Here is a 17,912-nt window from a genome sequence, read left to right as displayed (position 1 = left end):
GTTCCGGACTAAAGGAGATTTAGTCTTGGGAAAATACGAGCAATCCAAAACTTTCTCCGTTAGCAAACAAGCGCTTGTTGGTTTTATCTATGTAAATGGATTAAATCATAAACAAAATATATAAAATTCGGAGCTGTTGTATGGATTATAAATCGGAAATTTTATTAAAAGAAAATAAGGATCGTTTTGTGATCCTTCCTATCAAGTATCCACAAATTTGGGAAATGTACAAGAAGCAACAAGCTTCCTTTTGGACCGCCGAAGAAATTGATTTAAGTAGTGATTTAGATGATTGGAATTCACTTACAGATAATGAGCGAATTTTTTTGAGTTATATATTGGCGTTCTTTGCAGCAAGTGATGGTATTGTGAATGAAAATTTGGCTGTTAACTTTATGAGAGAGGTTCAGCTTCCCGAAGTTAGGTGTTTTTACGGATTCCAGATTATGATGGAAAATATACACTCAGAAACTTATTCGCTTTTGATTGATACGTATATTAAAGATCCCACAGAAAAGGACCGATTATTTCATTCGATAGAAACCATACCTGCAGTACAAAAAAAGTCAGAATGGGCATTACGATGGATAGGTGAAGGGAATTTTGCCGAACGTCTAATTGCTTTTGCGGCCGTGGAAGGTATCTTTTTTAGTGGGAGTTTCTGCGCTATTTTTTGGATGAAAAAACGGGGACTTCTACCCGGACTTAGTTTTTCAAATGAACTAATTAGTCGAGATGAGGCGTTACATTGTGAATTTGCTTGTATCCTTTTCAAAATGTTAAATGACAAGCCAAGTGCAGAGCGAGTTTATGAGATTTTCTCAGATGCGGTCAATATTGAAAAAGAGTTTATCACCGAATCATTGTCAGTTGATCTTATCGGTATGAATGCTAAATTAATGCAACAATACATTGAATTTGTTGCAGATCGATGGCTCATTGAACTCGGATTTGAGAAACTATTTTATTCCACAAATCCTTTTGATTTTATGGAAATGATTTCATTACAAGGTAAAACCAACTTTTTTGAGAAACGCGTAGGAGATTATCAGAAAGCTGGCATATTCAATTCCACTGTCGGTTCTAAATTTTCGTTGAGTGAAGATTTTTAAATTTTAAAGGATATTATATGTTTGTAATTAAAAGAAATGGAAAACACGAATCGGTTAAATTTGATAAAGTTACCGCAAGAATTGAAAAACTATCTTATGGATTAAGTCGTTTGGTCAGCCCGATCGATGTTGCGAAAAAAGTTATCGAAGGTATTTACGATGGAGTTAGCACTTCGGAATTAGACAATTTAGCTTCGGAAATCGCTGCTTCACTGACGACAAAACATCCTGACTATGCGCTACTTGCAAGTCGCATTGCTGTGAGTAATCTTCATAAAAATACAACTAAATCTTTTTCGGAAACTATGGAACGTCTTTATTCCCACGTTGATTCGAAAACAGGAAAATGGATGCCACTTATTGCTGATGATGTTTGGGAAATTATAAAGGAACATTCAGAATTGTTGGATAGTTCAATTATTTATGATCGAGACTTTGGGTTTGATTATTTTGGATTTAGAACATTAGAAAAATCATATTTGTTAAGGCTAAATGGAAAAATATTAGAACGCCCCCAACATATGTACATGCGAGTGGCTATTGGTATTCATAAACAAAGAATTGAAGATGTAATTAAAACTTACGATTTGATGAGCGAACGTTGGTTTACTCATGCAACTCCTACACTTTTTAATGCGGGAACTCCCAAACCTCAAATGAGCAGTTGTTTTCTGCTAACTATGAAAGATGATAGCATTGATGGGATTTATGATACTCTTAAACAAACTGCAAAAATTTCCCAAAGTGCCGGTGGGATAGGCATTTCCATCCATGATATTCGAGCAACAGGCTCTTATATAAGTGGTACAAATGGTACTAGTAATGGAATTATTCCCATGTTACGTGTGTTTAATGACACTGCACGTTATGTAGATCAAGGTGGTGGAAAAAGAAAAGGTGCTTTTGCCATTTATTTGGAACCTTGGCATGCCGATATATTTCCTTTTTTAGAATTAAAGAAAAACCACGGGAAAGAGGAAATGCGTGCTCGTGATTTATTTTATGCACTTTGGATTTCTGATTTGTTTATGAAGCGAGTAGAAGAAGGAGGAGAATGGAGTTTATTCTGTCCCAATGAAGCTCCTGGTCTTTCTGATGTCTATGGTGATGATTTTGTCAAACTATATGAAAAATATGAGAAAGAAGGACGAGCACGCTCTAAAGTGAAGGCACAAGACCTCTGGTTCGCTATAGTGGAATCGCAAATTGAATCAGGAACTCCATATTTATTGTACAAGGATGCAGCAAATTTAAAAAGTAATCAAAAAAATTTGGGAACTATAAAAAGCAGTAACCTTTGTACTGAAATTTTAGAATATACGAGTCCGGATGAAGTAGCGGTTTGTAATTTAGCATCTGTCGCATTACCTAAGTTTGTTTCTGATGGAAATTTTTTATTTGATAAACTATATGAAATTGTCTATCAAATGACAATCAATTTGAATCGTATCATTGATGAAAATTATTATCCAGTAAAAGAAGCCAAAAATTCTAATTTAAAACATCGTCCAATCGGGATTGGTGTTCAAGGTCTTGCCGATGTCTTTATTTTATTACGTATGCCTTACGAGAGTGATGCTGCAAAAAAACTAAATATCGAGATATTTGAAACCATCTACTTTGCTGCAATGACAGCGAGTAAAGACATCGCAAAAATAGAAGGGCCTTATCCAAGTTATCCGGGTTCTCCGCTTTCAAATGGGATATTTCAATTTGATTTATGGAATGTTAAACCAACTGAACGTTGGGATTTTGAAACACTACGCAAAGAAGTAAAAAAGTACGGCGCAAGGAATTCTCTTCTTGTGGCTCCAATGCCAACTGCTTCTACTTCCCAGATTTTAGGAAATAACGAATGTTTTGAGCCTTATACATCAAACATTTATACGCGAAGAGTATTGAGTGGCGAGTTTATTATTGTCAATAAACATCTATTAAATGATTTGATTGAGCTTGGCATATGGAATTCTGAAATGAAAAATAAAATTATCGCTTCTGGCGGAAGTATCCAATCTATTCCTTCAATTCCCAGTGATATCAAAGAAATTTATAAAACGGTTTGGGAAATGAAACAAAGATCTCTAATTGATATGTCGAGGGATCGTGGAGCATTTATTTGTCAGTCCCAATCCTTGAACTTATTTGTCGAAAATCCTACTGTTTCGAAACTTTCTTCTATGCACTTTTACGCCTGGAAACAAGGCCTAAAAACAGGTATGTATTATTTGCGAACCAAAGCCGCAGCACAAGCAATTCAGTTTACGATAGAAAAAGAAAATCTATCACAAAAAGATATCGATCTTCTCCCTTTGCCAAATAACAAATCTGATCTTAATTCTGAATTTGTTGGCGAAGCCTGTTCAATGGAAGAAGGTTGTCTTGTTTGCGGTAGTTAACCAATCACTCTGGATAATTTCTGATCCTGTTTTTAAAATCGGATCTACGGCATGAGTGAAATTGCCAAAAAGGATGCCATAATCACTAAGTGGATGAGTCCATGAAGTGATGTGGTTCTTCCTGATCCAAATGTAAAACTACCCGCTAAAAAGGTTACCATTAGAAATACAATTCCTTTGGTATCCAAACCAAGAGTTAACGGTTTTTCAAATAACATCGAATAAATGCTGACTGCAGGTATGGTTAAAGCAATACTTGCTGCACCCGATCCTAATGCTAAATTCAAACTGGTTTGTAGTTCGTTTATTTTTGCAGCATTCATGGCAGCCAATGTTTCAGGAGCAAGAACCAGTATCGCAATCACTATTCCCACCACTGCTTTTGGTGCACCTAATGCGGAGATGGTGCTTTCGATGGTAGGGCTGAGAATTTTCGATAAACCAACGACAGCAATTAGTGAAAATAATAATGAAATAAAACTAGTAATCGCTCTTTTTTTTGTGGGTTTGGTAGCATTTATCTCTTCAGACGAAGATTCATTTTCTCCGGCTGAAAAAAAATTCTTATGCGATTTTGTTTGTGACCAAACAAGAGATCCATATAGAACAAGCGATGCTATGGAAACAAAAATCAATTGCCCCGGACTATATGTCCCTTTGTTTGTCGTTGTAGTATACAATGGCAGAATTAAAGTGAGAGTAGAAAGTACGGCAAGGACTCCCAGTAAAGCTGTTGTTCCTACTGATTGAAAACCTAATTCTTTATGCTTTAGTCCACCTAACAATATGCAGATTCCGATAATTCCATTTGTGACTATCATTAAAGCTGCAAATACTGTATCTCTTGCTATTTGAGGTGAATCTGCTGTGTCATTGCTCATTAAGCTGACAATCAGTGCCACTTCAATGACAGTCACGGAAATTGCCAAAATCAAAGTTCCGAGGGAAGGGCCCACTCTTTCTGCGATGACTTCTGCGTTATGAACCGCACTGGAAATTCCAACTGCTAAAAATACAACGGCGAACGCAATGAGAAGTCCTTCGCCAATAGGTGCTAACATGGTGAAGACCAAAACTAGAAATGAGGAAATAGAAAGCCAATCATTAGATGTTAATGTTTTTGTATTCGACATAAAGTTATTCGTTTATTGCAATAGCCCTTTTCTTTCTCAGACTTTCAGAAATATTTTAAAGTTCAACCAAATCCACAAATTTGCCATCTTTATTGGATCTTTTGGCGCCTCGAATTTCTTACTGAACTACAACCCACACACGACACGACCGGGCTTTCCGTTCCAATCTCAGCTTCGCTTCGATTTCCACTGCAATCCCTGGCGCAAACCTTAAATCAAATTCAAATGATTTCCAATCAAGTTGCAATTTTGGGATGACAATTTTTATTATCCGCTTTACTTATGTTTGTTGATTCATATGAAAACAAATCGTTCTCATCGATTGCATCCTACGATCGTCAAAAAATTTCAGAAAGTATTTTATTTGCTGATTTGTCTTTTTTCCTTCAATGCCTGTCTTCTCAACCCAATTGTTCATCATCTTCTTTTTCCAGATAAAGAATCTTCTTCTAAAACATTACTTGCCCTTTGGGCCTTACTTGCCAATGCAGAAGCTTCTGTAGAGTTAAACCGCAATTGGGCCGGAATACGAAAAGGGGATAGCTTGCAACTCGAAGCGCAGTATTATATTTACGGGGCGAGAACCGATTCTACTTTCCAGTGGTCTAGTAGCAACAAATCTGTGGCCACAGTCGATGCCAATGGACTCGTCCAAAGTATCGGCAATGGAAAGGTAATCATCACTGCTACTTCGATAGATGGAAGGGCAAAGGCAGATTGTGATATAACAGTATATACTGGTTATGTTTATACAAGTTTGGATTCGAGTAATTCTGTTGGTCATTTAACAATGGATGAGATTAGTGGACTATTGACATTTAATTCATCTGTTTTAGTTGGAACATCCACTCCAACAGGTATCGGTGTCGAACCTTTTGGTAAGTTTTTATACACTGGTGATTTTGGTGGCGCGTCCATTTCTCAATTTTTAATCAACCAATTGACTGGTGTTTTGTCTCAAAATACCCCAATCACGGTACCGGCTGGATTAAGTCCTCGAAACTTAGTGATTACTCCCGATGGAAAGTATCTTTATTTAGCATCGGAAGGTACTTCGGCTATCCGAGCATACTCCATTAATACTGATGGCACTTTGAGCTTTCTTACTTCTTATCCCACAAACATTGGCCATTCACAAATTCAAATCTCGCGTAGCGGTAGTTTTATTTTTTATATGGGTAATTCTATAACAGAAATTACTTCTTACCGAATCAATTCTAACGATGGAAGTCTATCTCAAGCCGCAATCAGTCCATCATTTCCCAATGATGGGTCTGGCCATGTTTCAACTCATCCGAATGGAAATTTTATTTATGTTGGTTCCTCTCCTTCAGTAACTATTTTACGTTTAGATAAGAATACAGGTAATATGAGTTTTGTGGATTCAGTCTTTCATGGTTTGAGTGTTAATAGTACCGCCATCCACCCGAGTGGTCTTTTTTATTATTTATTAAATATCAACGAAGGTATTATTTCTTGTTATCTGGTAGATCCAAAAACTGGAAAAATTACTTATTCTTCGAATGTGACTGGTTTTGTACCAGGTAATTTACGATTTATGATTATCGATCCTACAGGAAGATTTGCATATGCTGCAGATATTAATGCAGCTAATTTGTTACAATTTAGCATTAACCAAACTACAGGAGCTCTCACATCCATTGGTAATGTAAATCCAGGAGGTAATCCTTGGAATCTTACTTTTTTGTAGATACAATTGTCAAAAAAAAGATAAAATTCTTTGAACTAATTGGTTTTTTAAATCTTAGGAAGTTCCAATGCATCCATTCCAATTTTTAATTCCGAAAACCAATTGATAAACCGTTCCACATCGGGACCTTGAAATACAGATCCATGTTGTGGACAAAGCATATCTGGTTTGAGATGGGAAATTCGTTCACACCAGGCTACTTTGGCTTGTTCAGAAGCCATCCAACGTTTATGGAATTTTTCCATAAACCGAATGTGTTTATCAAAATCTTTTACTATCAATTCCATTTCGTCTACTGGAAGTAAGGCGGCACCCACATCCCCACTGAATAGAATTTTTGCCTTTGGATCCCAAAGATTTAAGTTTCCAGCGCTATGTAAAAAATGAGCAGGAATCGATCTCAGTTTGATGTTTTGGTGTATGATTTCCATTCCTTCATCGGGCATAGGAATAAAAGTATTTGCATTTCCCCCAAAGTGTGGGAGAAACCCCGTCCATAACCAACTCACATAACAACGAATCGACGGATTGACTTCAAGCCAAAGGGAGATAGAGGAAACAATATCCGGGTCTTGGTGAGAAGCAAAAATATTCTGAATCTGAGAAGCAGGAAAAACTTCGACAAGAGCGGAAAAAACTTCGGGAAAAATTTCACTTCCACCTGGATCAGTGAGTAGCCCCATTCCATCCGATTCAATTAAATATTCATTGGTATCAATGAGCCAATTGGGTTTGGCAGGATCTCTTGCAATCACTGACCATTTGTGATCTTTGTCGGAATAGATGGTTTGAATTTTTTTCATGATTTACCAGAGTTTTGCTAAATAACGATAGGAAGATTCGATGATATTGAGTGCCCCATCAAAACTTTCTGCCACAGCTAAAAATAGTTTTTGATTCTCTAAGATGGTTGCTGACTCAATACGAGTCTGTAGAGAAACGGTTCTTCCTTCCAAACATAACTTAGTTGAACTTTTCACAAGATTGTGTATGGCACTAAATTCTTTTTTCAACTGTGAATCCAACATTTCTTTTTCTTCAAATCGGTAACGTAAACTCGATTCTATATTTTTAAAATGATTGGGGTTTACTTTTCTTGTTTTACAAGTTTCTACAGCTACTTGTAAAAGGTGATAAACTTTGGCAATTTTTTGCATTTCACTAGCCATCTTTATGACGATGGTGATTGCCTTGGTAAGTCTTTCGTTTACTTCTTGGATTTTGTGATTAAAATGGATGATTTCGGCAGAAACAACACCATAACTGGCGGCAAATGATCCAGAGTTTGCGGAAAGAATTTGAGCATTTAATGCACGTATTTTTAAGCTATAAAGTAAGATTCGTAGTTTTAAAATCTCTTCATTGGTAAAAATGATCTTTCGAAAAAAATCTTTTGTCTCTTCGTCAGCCATAGTGGAACCTAACAGGAATTTATAAACTAGAACTTAATTAGTGGACCATTATTATTATGAATTGTCAAGAAGAGATATGGTTTAAGTTAGTAAATTATGGGTTTCGTAAAATTTTTTCCATTGGTTTACCCTTGGCCAATTCATCTACCAGTATGTCCAAATATCTAACTTTTTGTGTTAAAGGATTTTGAATTTCTTCCACTCGATAACCACAAATCATCCCTTTGATAAGGTGAGCGTTTTTATTTAGTTTTGCTTTCTCAAAGAAAGTTTTGAAGTTTACTTTCTCATCCATTAGTTCTTTTATTTTTTTTGCATCATAGGAAGTTAACCATTCAATCACAGCATCTAATTCTTTTTTAGTTCTTCCTTTTTTTTCAATTTTATTTAGATACATTGGGTAAACTGTACCAAAAGTCATTTGAGCCATTTTTTCGTTATGTTTGTCAGATGGTTCCATAGCTTAAGAAATAAAAATCAATCTTGAATGAATTTTATAGGATAGCAAGAAATATTTGCTCACACAATTTTAATCTTTCCACTATAAATTAGAATAAATCCTAATTTAAGAACTCTATAAATTGTTTTTTTGAAAGGTTTTTGAAAAAAGATAGCAATTGTTTGGTTTGAATTAAATGATCGCAACCATGAAAGTAATGTTTGGAATATTTTTGGTTCTTCTTGCATGCAAACCTTCTAATATGGAAAATTCATGTGACATTAGTTCAAATTTGTTTTTACAAACATTATTAGTTAAAACTATGAGAGGTGATAAATCTCCTCACTGTGGAATAAAAATAGCAACGAATATTTGTGATCTCGATTTTCCTTCTGTGATCCAAGTGGAAAATTCGCAAAAATTTTTGAATGAATTAAACTTTCAATCTCAACAAGGATCTTCTGGAAATCCTACTTTTGATTCTACCTCAATTCCTATACCCGCAGCATCTTTTAGGTGGTCAGGTTCTGTTCTTGCTCCAAATGGAAAAATTTATTCAATACCCTATCAAGCAACATCAGTTCTTATCATCGATCCAGTTACCAGTTCGGCTGATATTACTTCTATCGTTGGCCTTACAGGATCTAATAAATGGAATGGTGGTGTATTGGCACCAAATGGCAAAATCTATGGTATGCCCTTTTCGAGTACGAGTGTCTTAATTATAGACCGAAGACAAATACTGCTGATACAACTTCGATTACTGGCTTAGGAACTGGTAGTAAATGGAATGGTGGTGTATTAGCACCGAATGGGAAAATTTATGGGATTCCTTCGGAAAGCGATAGTGTTCTCATCATTGATCCAGTTACGAATACAGCTAATACAACAACAATTACTGGGTTAGGAGCGGGAGGTAATAAATGGTCCTCTGGTGTATTAGCACCGAATGGAAAAATCTATGGAATACCTTATAATGCTACTGACAGCGTACTTATCATTGACCCGGCTACAAATACCGCCAACACTACTACAATTACAGGACTTAGTGGGTCTTACCGTTGGTCATCCGGTGTATTAGCACCCAATGGAAAAATATACGGAATCCCAAATGATACAACAAATGTCCTTATCATTGATCCACAAAAAAATACTGCTGATACAACTTCCATAGCAACTATTTCTGGTACTACAAAATGGAATGGTGGAGTTTTAGCTCCCAATGGGAAAATTTATGGGATTCCAGCATCGAGTGATGTAGTCCTTATTATTGATCCATCGAATAATTCGGTAGACACCACAACAATAACCGGATTAGTCGGAGTTAATAAATGGAATGGTGGAACTCTTGCACCGAATGGAAAAATCTATGGAATTCCATTTTCTACGACAACAAATTCGGTTTTGATACTTGATCCAAAATCTAATGGTTCATTTTGCCCTTCGATTTTAGAATCTTCATATTTGAATAAGTTTTAATTCAGATATTTAAAAAGTCTGAATTATTTGCTAAAAGAATCGGATTACTTTTTAAATAGAGTGAATATTTTCAGATTTAAGTTTCCTGCTGACCGAATCAATAGATTGATCTTCTATACCATTGTTAACTGTGTATTATGATCTATTATCTTTCTTTATAAGATTTGAATTTGTAAAAGAAAACTAATGGTAATGCAAAGTGGATTGTATATTCTTTTTGTATAATAAACAAATATAGGTTTCCACTGTTTGGTGATAATCGGAAAGTAAGCAAGCACACCTCGTAAGAAAAATATTACAGAAATCATTGTAATAAGAATTCTCAATCCAAAGATCATTTTGCTATCAAGTGCAAGATTATTCTTCAAAATCCATGCAATTGGTAATATGGAAAATAAAAATAAAAAAATGGCGACAAACAAACACGTTAGCGGTGATGGAAACTGATTTCCTTTCCCGAAAACAAGATCAATTAATTCTTGTTTGGTCTTTCCGGGCCATAGTCCTCCTATAGCCCAATAAATATGAATTGCGGAGATGGATAAGAGAAGTAGGGCTGAGGTAAAGGTGATAAAGATCATAGTGGAAAGTTGAAAGTAGGATCTGACCGAAATAAACTCTTTTTTTATGACAGAAGGATTCCAATCAAAGAAATTGAATTATTTATAGGAAACAATTTTTTGTGTACCGGCTCGAGCACCTTTCCCTTAGGAAAGTGCCGAATATTTGGGGACAATCAATCTGTGTTGTATGCGCAATTCCCTGACCAATCTGTCTCTCTGTAACTCACTTCGTATGTTATTTGTATTGCGTATATCATCAACCTAAAACCTCTTTGCAGATTAATGCAATGCGATAAAAAACCGCAAATCCGTTGATATTTGTATTTCGTTTAGCTCGCATAATCACGCCACTATTTGCTTTTCGTAAAGCTACCTTCGTTCCTTCACTTCGATCTTTCAATAAAAAAGGCTATTTGTTTTACGTATATCCGCCCGAATCGTTTGGATCTTCGGAATCATTGGTAGGAAAGCTTCTAAATTTTAAGGAAGTCTCAACATTTTTTCGATCTCTTCATTTTGAATGTACCAACGAATCGATTCACCTTTTTGGAATACTACGGAAGGCGAAATTCCAAAAATTTCCCGAAATGCATTCGTGAAGTGAGCTTGGTCGTAAAAGCCTGCACCGAGAGCCGCATCAGCGAGGTTACTTCCTTCTTTGATTGCGATTACTGCGGTTTTGATTCGAAACCACTTGCGAAAAGCGCGGAGCGGGAGACCTACTGCATTTTTAAACTCATGTTGGAGCCAAGACTCCGACATCCCGATCTCCAATGCGAGTTCTTCGATGTTCGTGGATTCTTCTGGATTCTCGATCAGTTTACGTATAACATATATTAAACGCTCGTTGTCTTGTATTTTTTGGACCGGAGCCAATCGGTTAAACGGAAACGAACGATTTAAAATTTCGGGATATTGTTCCGGGTTAGCTGTTTGAATTTCAAAACAAGTCGCTATCAATTCTGGAGCCCAACTTGGGTTGGCAGAGAGTCCAGTGGGCCCGGCCTCTTTCGTGAGAATTTCTCCGATTTCGCTTCCTGGATCGGCAAACAAAATTCCTACCGATCCATTGAGAATTGTCTCGTGACTCAATGCTCCATCAAAAACAAAACATCGGGAAATCATCCACTGTTTGTTCCCTTTGACACGTTTTTTGATTTCCGTATCGAGGCCTACAACCATTGTAGAGGTAACGGTGGAATGAAACGCAAGATACGGCAATTTCCCGACGAACAACGCAGTACCCCGAAGTGCACAGATTACATTCTGCATCTGCTTATGTTAAACGATGATTTAACAAAAACAATCGAAAACTTTAATAAATCCTATCGATATGAAGAAAAAATTTAACGAGGTTCAGCAATTGCATATTTATATTTTGCTTGTGCTGTTCTTTTATTGTCTTCGTTAAAAAAATCACAAACGTATTCTAGTAGTTTTCCGTTCTTTTGAACGAGTCTTGCTTTAGCGCGAATGGTTTCAGTTCGTACGGGGCGTCAGTATCGTATCGAAACATCCATCGTAAAGGTTCTTTCTCTTTCGTTTTCCACATGAAAGAATGCCATAATCGATGTGAGCGTATCACCGACGCTAAAGAAACAACCTCCATGCATAAATCCATGAAGGGCTCTGTTGCTTTGAGAGTAGGGAATGTCAGCTTCGGAAATTTCCGCGCTGAGATTCAAAACTTTCATATTCGTCGCACCTGGATGACATTGGTCGATTAAATTTTGGGACTGATCAACGAGAGAACAGTTCTCCTTTAATGTAAAAAGATCCATTGGTACATTATGATATAGTAATTCTAACACATTCATCTTTCGCTCTTTCATTTTTAATAAATGAAGAGTAACATTTTCCTAAATTGTGGTCTTGGAAAAACCTGCAAAAATTTTGGGATTGATTCCAAAAATTCTAACCTTATTGTGGATCTCTGGTTAGAATTCGGAATCCAATGTATTTGTTAGGAACTGATATATTTCCGAATCCTTTGCAGTTCCGCTTTTTTCATAGTACCTGAGTTTTTTGCATTGTATTTGAATTTCTGTCACCCATGTAACCACCTGATTAAAAGTTCAGGGTCCAGAACAAGTGCTGTTGCAGCCATCACCGTTAGCCACGTTTCCGTCGTCGCAAACTTCGCCATTGGGAGCGTTGCGAATTCCGTCACCACAGACTGGTGCAGTACAGTCTGAATCGCACGCAGGTGAATTGACACCGCCCACGTCACATGCTTCAAAAAGGTTCTGCCTGATACTGTCCCCACAAAAGCCGACTCGTTTGCCTGGCCTGTGTGCACGTAAGGTGAGGTCACGCTGGCAATTTTCGTTCCGGACTGAATTGTGACGCCTGTTGCTGTCGAATGATAGAGATTATACGATTCTGCACCAGCGTTTGTATCCCAGGAAAGTGTAATCTGGAAATTGCCACCTTCCGCCTTCAAAGTCGGTGTAATGGGCCCTATTGTCGACGTTGCTGCGGCAAGGAATGCAAGAATCCCTACGTTTCATTTTCATCTTTTTTGGCAATTGTACTGGCCGTGACGATTCCTGAAATGAGGAGCCCCCCGATCCCTATTTTAAAAAGTAAGCTTCTTCGTTTGTTCATTGTGTTCCCCTTGATAAAGTTTCAAATCTATGGATTCTTAAGAACGTAACGTAAAGTTAGGTGTTTTTTGTGGCTTCACTTTTGTCAATCAAATCTTTGTAATGCGGTGCATAATGTCAATTTCTTTGGAAACCTGCCACAAAGTCCCCAAAATATTTTTTTGCTAAGAAAGTGTGATTGATTTACTCCGAAATCCGATCCCTGGACGACAATTTGGGAGATTTATTATAATATATTAATTTGTTTCAACTGAAAATAAATCAAAGGTAGCTAAGGTATATGAACCAAAAAGTATTTCGTTATTCTTGAATTTTTTTATTTCTTTCGAGTTTGTTTCGAAGTAATCTGGAAGAATCAAACATTTCAGATGTTCTTGATTCCTTTAAATTTGGAGAGCAGGTGATGAAAAAAATATTTTTGATTTTAATTTTGACGACTACTTTAGCGCTAGTTACATGTAATGTATATACGGCTGTACCGGCAGATATGGCAAAAGAGGCTCATTGGCCTTTTGATCCTAAGAAAAAGAAAGTAGGCGAAGAGTGCAAAACTTCGGATGAATGCCAGAAACACCATTCCTGCACCAGTGACGGTGAGAAAAATGTCTGCACGGAACCTCCAAAACAAAAACTTCCTCCTGGTGCTGTGACTTAGTTCATCTGAGAGATGAAAAAAATTGATATATGGATTTTGATAGGCTGAAGATTTCCTACTTTGATTTATTCTTCATTGTAGGAGTTGCACTGCTTGCAAGTCTAATGGCGAGTGTAACAGTCATTTGGCCCTTGCTATTTTTACCAATCCTAACGGTTCATAGTTGGCTTTTTGGATACGAACATCTTTGGGCGACATATACTAAACTTCTGGTTCATCCAGATGATCGCAAACGGTATGGGCCATTGATTTATTTTGTACCCCCTTTGGCCTTATTAGGTCTTTTTTCTTTGGGACAAACCTTTGGTCTCAAAGGAATCTATGTTATTTATTTTTTTGGTCAATTTTTCCACACAGTTCGGCAGAGTTGGGGATTAGCTCAAGCTTACCGTCGTCAGGCGGGTGGACTCGTTTGGGATCCACCTTTTTTATCCGAAGTTACTTTGTGGTCGGTGCCAATCTGGGGCTTACTCCATAGATGTGCACAAAGTCCTGATGAATTTCTTTTCCAAGAATTCTGGTTACCGCCAATTCCACAGATGATCGTAATCGTTGCCTGTTTCGTAAGTTGTGCCCTCTGGTTGTATTGGATTTATACACGTTTTGTCGCTTACCTCAGAGGAGAATTAGCGGTTGGTCATAGTTTATTTATGATATCACATCTACTGGTATTTCTTGGCGGATATATTTTGATAGAGGAAATATGCTCTGGTTGGTTACTCGTTAACGTCTGGCATAATGTCCAATACATTGCCTTTGTATGGATCTACAATCGAAATCGTTTTGCATCTGGACTTGATTCGAAGTCGCGAGTGATGTCCTGGATTTCACAAAGGGGCGCAAAAAATACAATTTCGTATTTTTTGGTAACCCTGACCTTTGCTTTACCGGTGTATTACCTTCTCCCTGAGTTAGGATTTACACTTGATTCCTTTCTGAAAAGCACAGCAGTACCAATGGGGGTCATACTTGCTATGACATTGACATTTCATCATTATATTGCCGACGGAATCATTTGGAAACTTAAATACAATGAAGAAATTAAGGATGAAGTTTTTTTAAAATATTAATTATAAAGATACTTTCACCTTATGATCGCTAGTTGTCTTCTTTTCTTTTTAATCTATTATTTGTTGAAATCGTTTTCATTTGGGATATATGGTCCTCCTGTTTCTCCCCAACCCCATTTAGGCATCGGTTCATGAGTATCCATTGGATTTTCGGTAAGTTGAGAATTAATTACCGCTAGGCGTGTTCCCCATTCAATATAACCTACAAAGGCAGAGCGAAATTCTGGATCGTTTTTTAAACCGACTTCATCAGCTGTATGTAATAATAGTTGGACCCATCGTTGTCTTTTCTCTTCTGAAAGCATTTTTCCAATGTGGTGTCAAATCATTTGGGAATGGCTACCCTTGTCCAGGTTAGTATACAATTTGTCTCCACCGAATACTTCCGCAACAAAATGTGCTACATGCCAGACATGGTCTGGCGACATATTTTTAAACACATCACCTTATAAATCGTCTTGGAGAACTTTTCCATAAAATTTTTCAAATAACCTATCAAAGGTTTCCATATCTCCTGCCCATTCGAAAAGGGTTGGGATGTTTTTCTTTTGAAAATTGTTTTCGCTCATAGTTGGCTCCGATTGGTCATTTGCAATTTCAAAAGTTGAGTCTTTTGGTGTCAATGAGTTGAATTTCTGAAGTTAGATAACAGAGTTTTCAATTGACTACTGTCTGTCTTAACATATGGTTTTGTAAGGAAAAAATCGTCGAAAATTTGTAATGAAAAGAACCTAAAGCTTATCAGTTTAGTTCGTTGGTGTCGATAGAATAATTTAAAAAATCCAAACATGGCTTTCGATGTATTGGTTCTCTTTTTTTCATAAAATGCTATGGAAGTCTTTGCTCCAACTATCAGTGAATTTAACAGGCAAAAAGCATATTTATTTCATACTTTGTAGTTAACTCTGTATGTTTTATCATTCTTAGTTGTGCAAAATCTGAACAAATATAGCGAAATCATTTTGACGATCCGCGACCATTCTTTAAAATAAAACCTAAATCATGGCGAAATTCTTTAAAAAAAAATCGTCTGGTTATACTGGAGATTTTACGCAATGTCATCTGTTACTGGAAACTACTTAGAAAAAGGAAGTATGATAGCGAACACCATTCGCATTTCTTTTGCGATCGTGATGCTAACTATCAATATTTTCTTTATGGTAGCGATTCCTACAACCGAACGAACCATGAGCCTCACACTTTCATTTCTAGAATTTGTGGTTTTATCTTATGGTGTTTATACTTTTTTGCTTTATAAAAAACAAAAATTCTATTTAAAATTTGCCTACATCTCCATTTTACTCGATATCATCATTTACTCCAGTGTTTTTGCCATTGTGGTCATTATGTCCAAAACACCAGCAGAAAAGGTTTCGATTGCAACATTACCATTCGTAATGTTGGTGCTTCTATTCGTCGTTATTTACTCAGGTTTTCTTTTGTCATACCGCCTAACTATGACAGTTGGATACATTGCAATCTTCAGTTTACTTTTATACGTTTTTTTAGGGGTAAAAGGTGGTGCTGAAATTAAATTTATTGCTACTGCTGCCAATCAATTCGGCATTCCATTTATTGGAATTAATACCATTGCTTTGATTTGCGGTGTGCATATGATGAGTGCCGTTGTAAAATTTATGTCGAATTCTAGCAATGAAGCAACAAAGTCTGCCGAAGAAGCAAAGCTACAATCAGAATCTGCAACTCAAACAAAACAAAATATCCAGCAAGAAGCAGAAACACTGAATAATAGTGTCCGGGAAATGTTGAAATTTATGGATTCTTTGAATTCTGAAATCCAAACGCAAGTTTCAAGTGTTGAAGAGATCAGTGCATCTATGGAAGAACTTGCTGCTTCAATGGATAGTGCAAGCGATTTCGTAAAATCACAATTTACAAGAATTGATGACTTAAACCAAGAAAGTTCGGTCATGGATAAAATTTTGTCTGAAGTTTACACATCAACCATCAATTTGGCCCAAACCACAGATGAATCCAAACAATATAGCGTTCAAGTAACCACTGCTATGGATTCGGTAAGTTCCAATTTTGAAGAAATCAAAGAAAGTTTTCAGAAAGTAGAAGAAGTTAATCAAATATTACGAGATATTGCTGATCGAACCAACTTGCTTGCGTTAAATGCTTCAATCGAGGCTGCGCGCGCTGGTGAACATGGAAGAGGATTTGCAGTAGTAGCTCAAGAAGTTGCCAAACTTGCCGATAGTGCACAAGAAAACGCATCATTAATTTCAAAAATCATTACGCAAGCAGCCAAACAAATTGTAAGTGGAAACACCGCAGCCTCAGAAACAAAAGAAAAAATGGGAATCCAAGACAAAAGTTTCGGTATTCTAGTCTCAAACCTTTCTGATTTAAAAACTAAAGTTGAAAGACAAACATCGATACATAAATCTTTTTTGAATTCATTCCAGGAATTGTTTTCACTTTCCAAACAATTGGAAGTTTTGGCATCAGAACAAAAAACTGGTACACAAGAAATGTCGAGAGCCCTTGTATCGATTGAACAATCTGCTTCGTCACTTGCATCTAATACTTCCCACTTGCGTGAAAATGTGGATGGACTCTCAAAACAATCAGAGCGATTGGCGAAACACATATAGGATCGATGGTAAAATCACCGGAGAGTTTATTGCAGTCTTGGACAATAGGCAGATATCAAAGATATCCAGTTGAAAATGCGATCATAAATTGTGCAGAATAATACATGGGAAGACCAATCGCTCGATTCAGAAATTCTTTCTGAACGAACCTGTGGCGTGCCACAAAAATATCAGAAATGTAGAAAAGTATTGCACCACCTAACACTAGAGAACGTCCCGTGATATTGAGTGTTTTTTGGTCCCAGAAGGAACTAGCACCCAAAACCATTGCAGTGATAATCAAAATATAACCCACTACTGGTAATTTCATGTTCCCAAGGCTTGACTTTAGCTTTATAAAAATAGTAGTACTGATAAGAATACAAATAGAACCCACAATAGCCATAATCCATCCTATCTCGCCCAACTGGGAAAAGGCAATTGTATACATGACATGACCTGTGAGAAATGCTCCAAGCCCTGCTGTAAAAACTTTTTTATGGAAGAAAAAAATCAGACAGATGTCTCCGATAAGGCTTAAAATCAAACCAGATAGGATGAGAGAATGATAAAGTGAATATTCTTGAATTTGTAGAAATGCAGTCACAACAAAAAGTGCTGATAAAACTGGTTTAACACTTAAGAGTCCCTTTATAGATTCTTTTTTTTCAAAGTAGAGAAGGCCCGCAAGGAGTGGGAGTGCTGCTATTAGTATGAGATTCTGTTCCATTGAGAA

18 protein-coding genes are annotated in these 17,912 nt (G+C 36.8%); 7 read left to right on the top strand and 11 right to left on the bottom strand.

Annotated features, from left to right (window positions below):
• Positions 1–140: 140 nt before the first annotated feature.
• Both ND811_RS00140 and ND811_RS00135 read left to right on the top strand, forming a co-directional pair.
• The gene (locus tag ND811_RS00140) at positions 141–1,112 is read left to right on the top strand and encodes a ribonucleotide-diphosphate reductase subunit beta (protein WP_265350928.1); all 972 of its coding nucleotides are present in this window, start codon (positions 141–143) and stop codon (positions 1,110–1,112) included.
• Between the two features lie 17 nt (positions 1,113–1,129).
• Positions 1,130–3,508 (top strand): ribonucleoside-diphosphate reductase subunit alpha, encoded by a 2,379-nt coding sequence (locus ND811_RS00135; protein ID WP_265350929.1) that lies wholly within the window; start codon positions 1,130–1,132, stop codon positions 3,506–3,508.
• A 44-nt stretch (positions 3,509–3,552) separates the two neighbouring features.
• Here the strand turns inward: ND811_RS00135 and ND811_RS00130 are convergent, their stop codons facing one another.
• Positions 3,553–4,641 carry a calcium:cation antiporter gene (locus ND811_RS00130; RefSeq protein ID WP_265350930.1) on the bottom strand — a complete coding sequence of 363 codons (1,089 nt, stop codon included), beginning with the start codon at positions 4,639–4,641 and terminating at the stop codon, positions 3,553–3,555.
• Positions 4,642–4,939: 298 nt separating this feature from the next.
• Here ND811_RS00130 and ND811_RS00125 point away from each other — a divergent pair, with 298 nt between their 5' ends.
• The gene (locus tag ND811_RS00125) at positions 4,940–6,352 is read left to right on the top strand and encodes a beta-propeller fold lactonase family protein (RefSeq protein WP_265350931.1); all 1,413 of its coding nucleotides are present in this window, start codon (positions 4,940–4,942) and stop codon (positions 6,350–6,352) included.
• Between the two features lie 47 nt (positions 6,353–6,399).
• On the opposite strand, the gene ND811_RS00120 is transcribed toward ND811_RS00125, so the two are convergent.
• The 3 genes from ND811_RS00120 to ND811_RS00110 form a co-directional block, all read right to left on the bottom strand.
• Complete coding sequence (locus tag ND811_RS00120) at positions 6,400–7,155, bottom strand: oxygen-binding di-iron domain-containing protein (RefSeq protein WP_265350932.1); 756 nt, start codon at positions 7,153–7,155, stop codon at positions 6,400–6,402.
• A gap of 3 nt (positions 7,156–7,158) precedes the next feature.
• Positions 7,159–7,764, bottom strand: coding sequence for a hypothetical protein (locus tag ND811_RS00115; RefSeq protein WP_265350933.1), 606 nt, complete (start codon positions 7,762–7,764; stop codon positions 7,159–7,161).
• 94 nt (positions 7,765–7,858) lie between these two features.
• A complete protein-coding gene (locus ND811_RS00110; RefSeq protein ID WP_265350934.1) occupies positions 7,859–8,224 on the bottom strand; it encodes a DUF2200 domain-containing protein in 366 nt (121 codons plus the stop codon).
• 630 nt (positions 8,225–8,854) lie between these two features.
• Here ND811_RS00110 and ND811_RS00105 point away from each other — a divergent pair.
• On the top strand, positions 8,855–9,682 hold the full coding sequence (locus tag ND811_RS00105) for a Kelch repeat-containing protein (protein ID WP_265350935.1): 828 nt from the start codon (positions 8,855–8,857) through the stop codon (positions 9,680–9,682).
• A 155-nt stretch (positions 9,683–9,837) separates the two neighbouring features.
• On the opposite strand, the gene ND811_RS00100 is transcribed toward ND811_RS00105, so the two are convergent.
• From ND811_RS00100 to ND811_RS19600, 4 genes are all read right to left on the bottom strand, one after another.
• The gene (locus tag ND811_RS00100; RefSeq protein WP_265350936.1) at positions 9,838–10,263 is read right to left on the bottom strand and encodes a DUF3995 domain-containing protein; all 426 of its coding nucleotides are present in this window, start codon (positions 10,261–10,263) and stop codon (positions 9,838–9,840) included.
• 462 nt (positions 10,264–10,725) lie between these two features.
• The gene (locus ND811_RS00095; RefSeq protein WP_265350937.1) at positions 10,726–11,466 is read right to left on the bottom strand and encodes a helix-turn-helix domain-containing protein; all 741 of its coding nucleotides are present in this window, start codon (positions 11,464–11,466) and stop codon (positions 10,726–10,728) included.
• Positions 11,467–11,741: 275 nt separating this feature from the next.
• On the bottom strand, positions 11,742–12,056 hold the full coding sequence (locus ND811_RS00090) for a hotdog family protein (protein ID WP_265350938.1): 315 nt from the start codon (positions 12,054–12,056) through the stop codon (positions 11,742–11,744).
• A gap of 264 nt (positions 12,057–12,320) precedes the next feature.
• Entirely contained in the window at positions 12,321–12,470 is a 150-nt protein-coding gene (locus ND811_RS19600) for a DUF4215 domain-containing protein (RefSeq protein ID WP_407658857.1), read from the bottom strand.
• 784 nt (positions 12,471–13,254) lie between these two features.
• Here ND811_RS19600 and ND811_RS00085 point away from each other — a divergent pair.
• Positions 13,255–13,506 carry a hypothetical protein gene (locus tag ND811_RS00085; RefSeq protein WP_265350939.1) on the top strand — a complete coding sequence of 84 codons (252 nt, stop codon included), beginning with the start codon at positions 13,255–13,257 and terminating at the stop codon, positions 13,504–13,506.
• Between the two features lie 29 nt (positions 13,507–13,535).
• Complete coding sequence (locus tag ND811_RS00080) at positions 13,536–14,576, top strand: hypothetical protein (RefSeq protein WP_265350940.1); 1,041 nt, start codon at positions 13,536–13,538, stop codon at positions 14,574–14,576.
• 56 nt (positions 14,577–14,632) lie between these two features.
• On the opposite strand, the gene ND811_RS00075 is transcribed toward ND811_RS00080, so the two are convergent.
• Both ND811_RS00075 and ND811_RS00070 read right to left on the bottom strand, forming a co-directional pair.
• Positions 14,633–14,881, bottom strand: coding sequence for a globin family protein (locus ND811_RS00075; protein WP_265350941.1), 249 nt, complete (start codon positions 14,879–14,881; stop codon positions 14,633–14,635).
• 141 nt (positions 14,882–15,022) lie between these two features.
• A complete protein-coding gene (locus ND811_RS00070; protein WP_265350942.1) occupies positions 15,023–15,199 on the bottom strand; it encodes a globin family protein in 177 nt (58 codons plus the stop codon).
• Between the two features lie 432 nt (positions 15,200–15,631).
• Here ND811_RS00070 and ND811_RS00065 point away from each other — a divergent pair, with 432 nt between their 5' ends.
• Positions 15,632–17,197: a methyl-accepting chemotaxis protein gene (locus tag ND811_RS00065; protein ID WP_265350943.1), complete on the top strand. Its 1,566-nt coding sequence runs from the start codon at positions 15,632–15,634 to the stop codon at positions 17,195–17,197.
• Positions 17,198–17,252: 55 nt separating this feature from the next.
• On the opposite strand, the gene ND811_RS00060 is transcribed toward ND811_RS00065, so the two are convergent.
• A complete protein-coding gene (locus tag ND811_RS00060) occupies positions 17,253–17,906 on the bottom strand; it encodes a lysoplasmalogenase (RefSeq protein ID WP_265350944.1) in 654 nt (217 codons plus the stop codon).
• Positions 17,907–17,912 lie beyond the last annotated feature (6 nt).

The sequence above is a fragment of the Leptospira soteropolitanensis genome (assembly GCF_026151655.1).
GTDB classification, from domain to species: domain Bacteria; phylum Spirochaetota; class Leptospiria; order Leptospirales; family Leptospiraceae; genus Leptospira_A; species Leptospira_A soteropolitanensis.
Note: the sequence above shows the minus strand (reverse complement) of the source record. Positions and strands in the feature narration are given on the sequence as shown.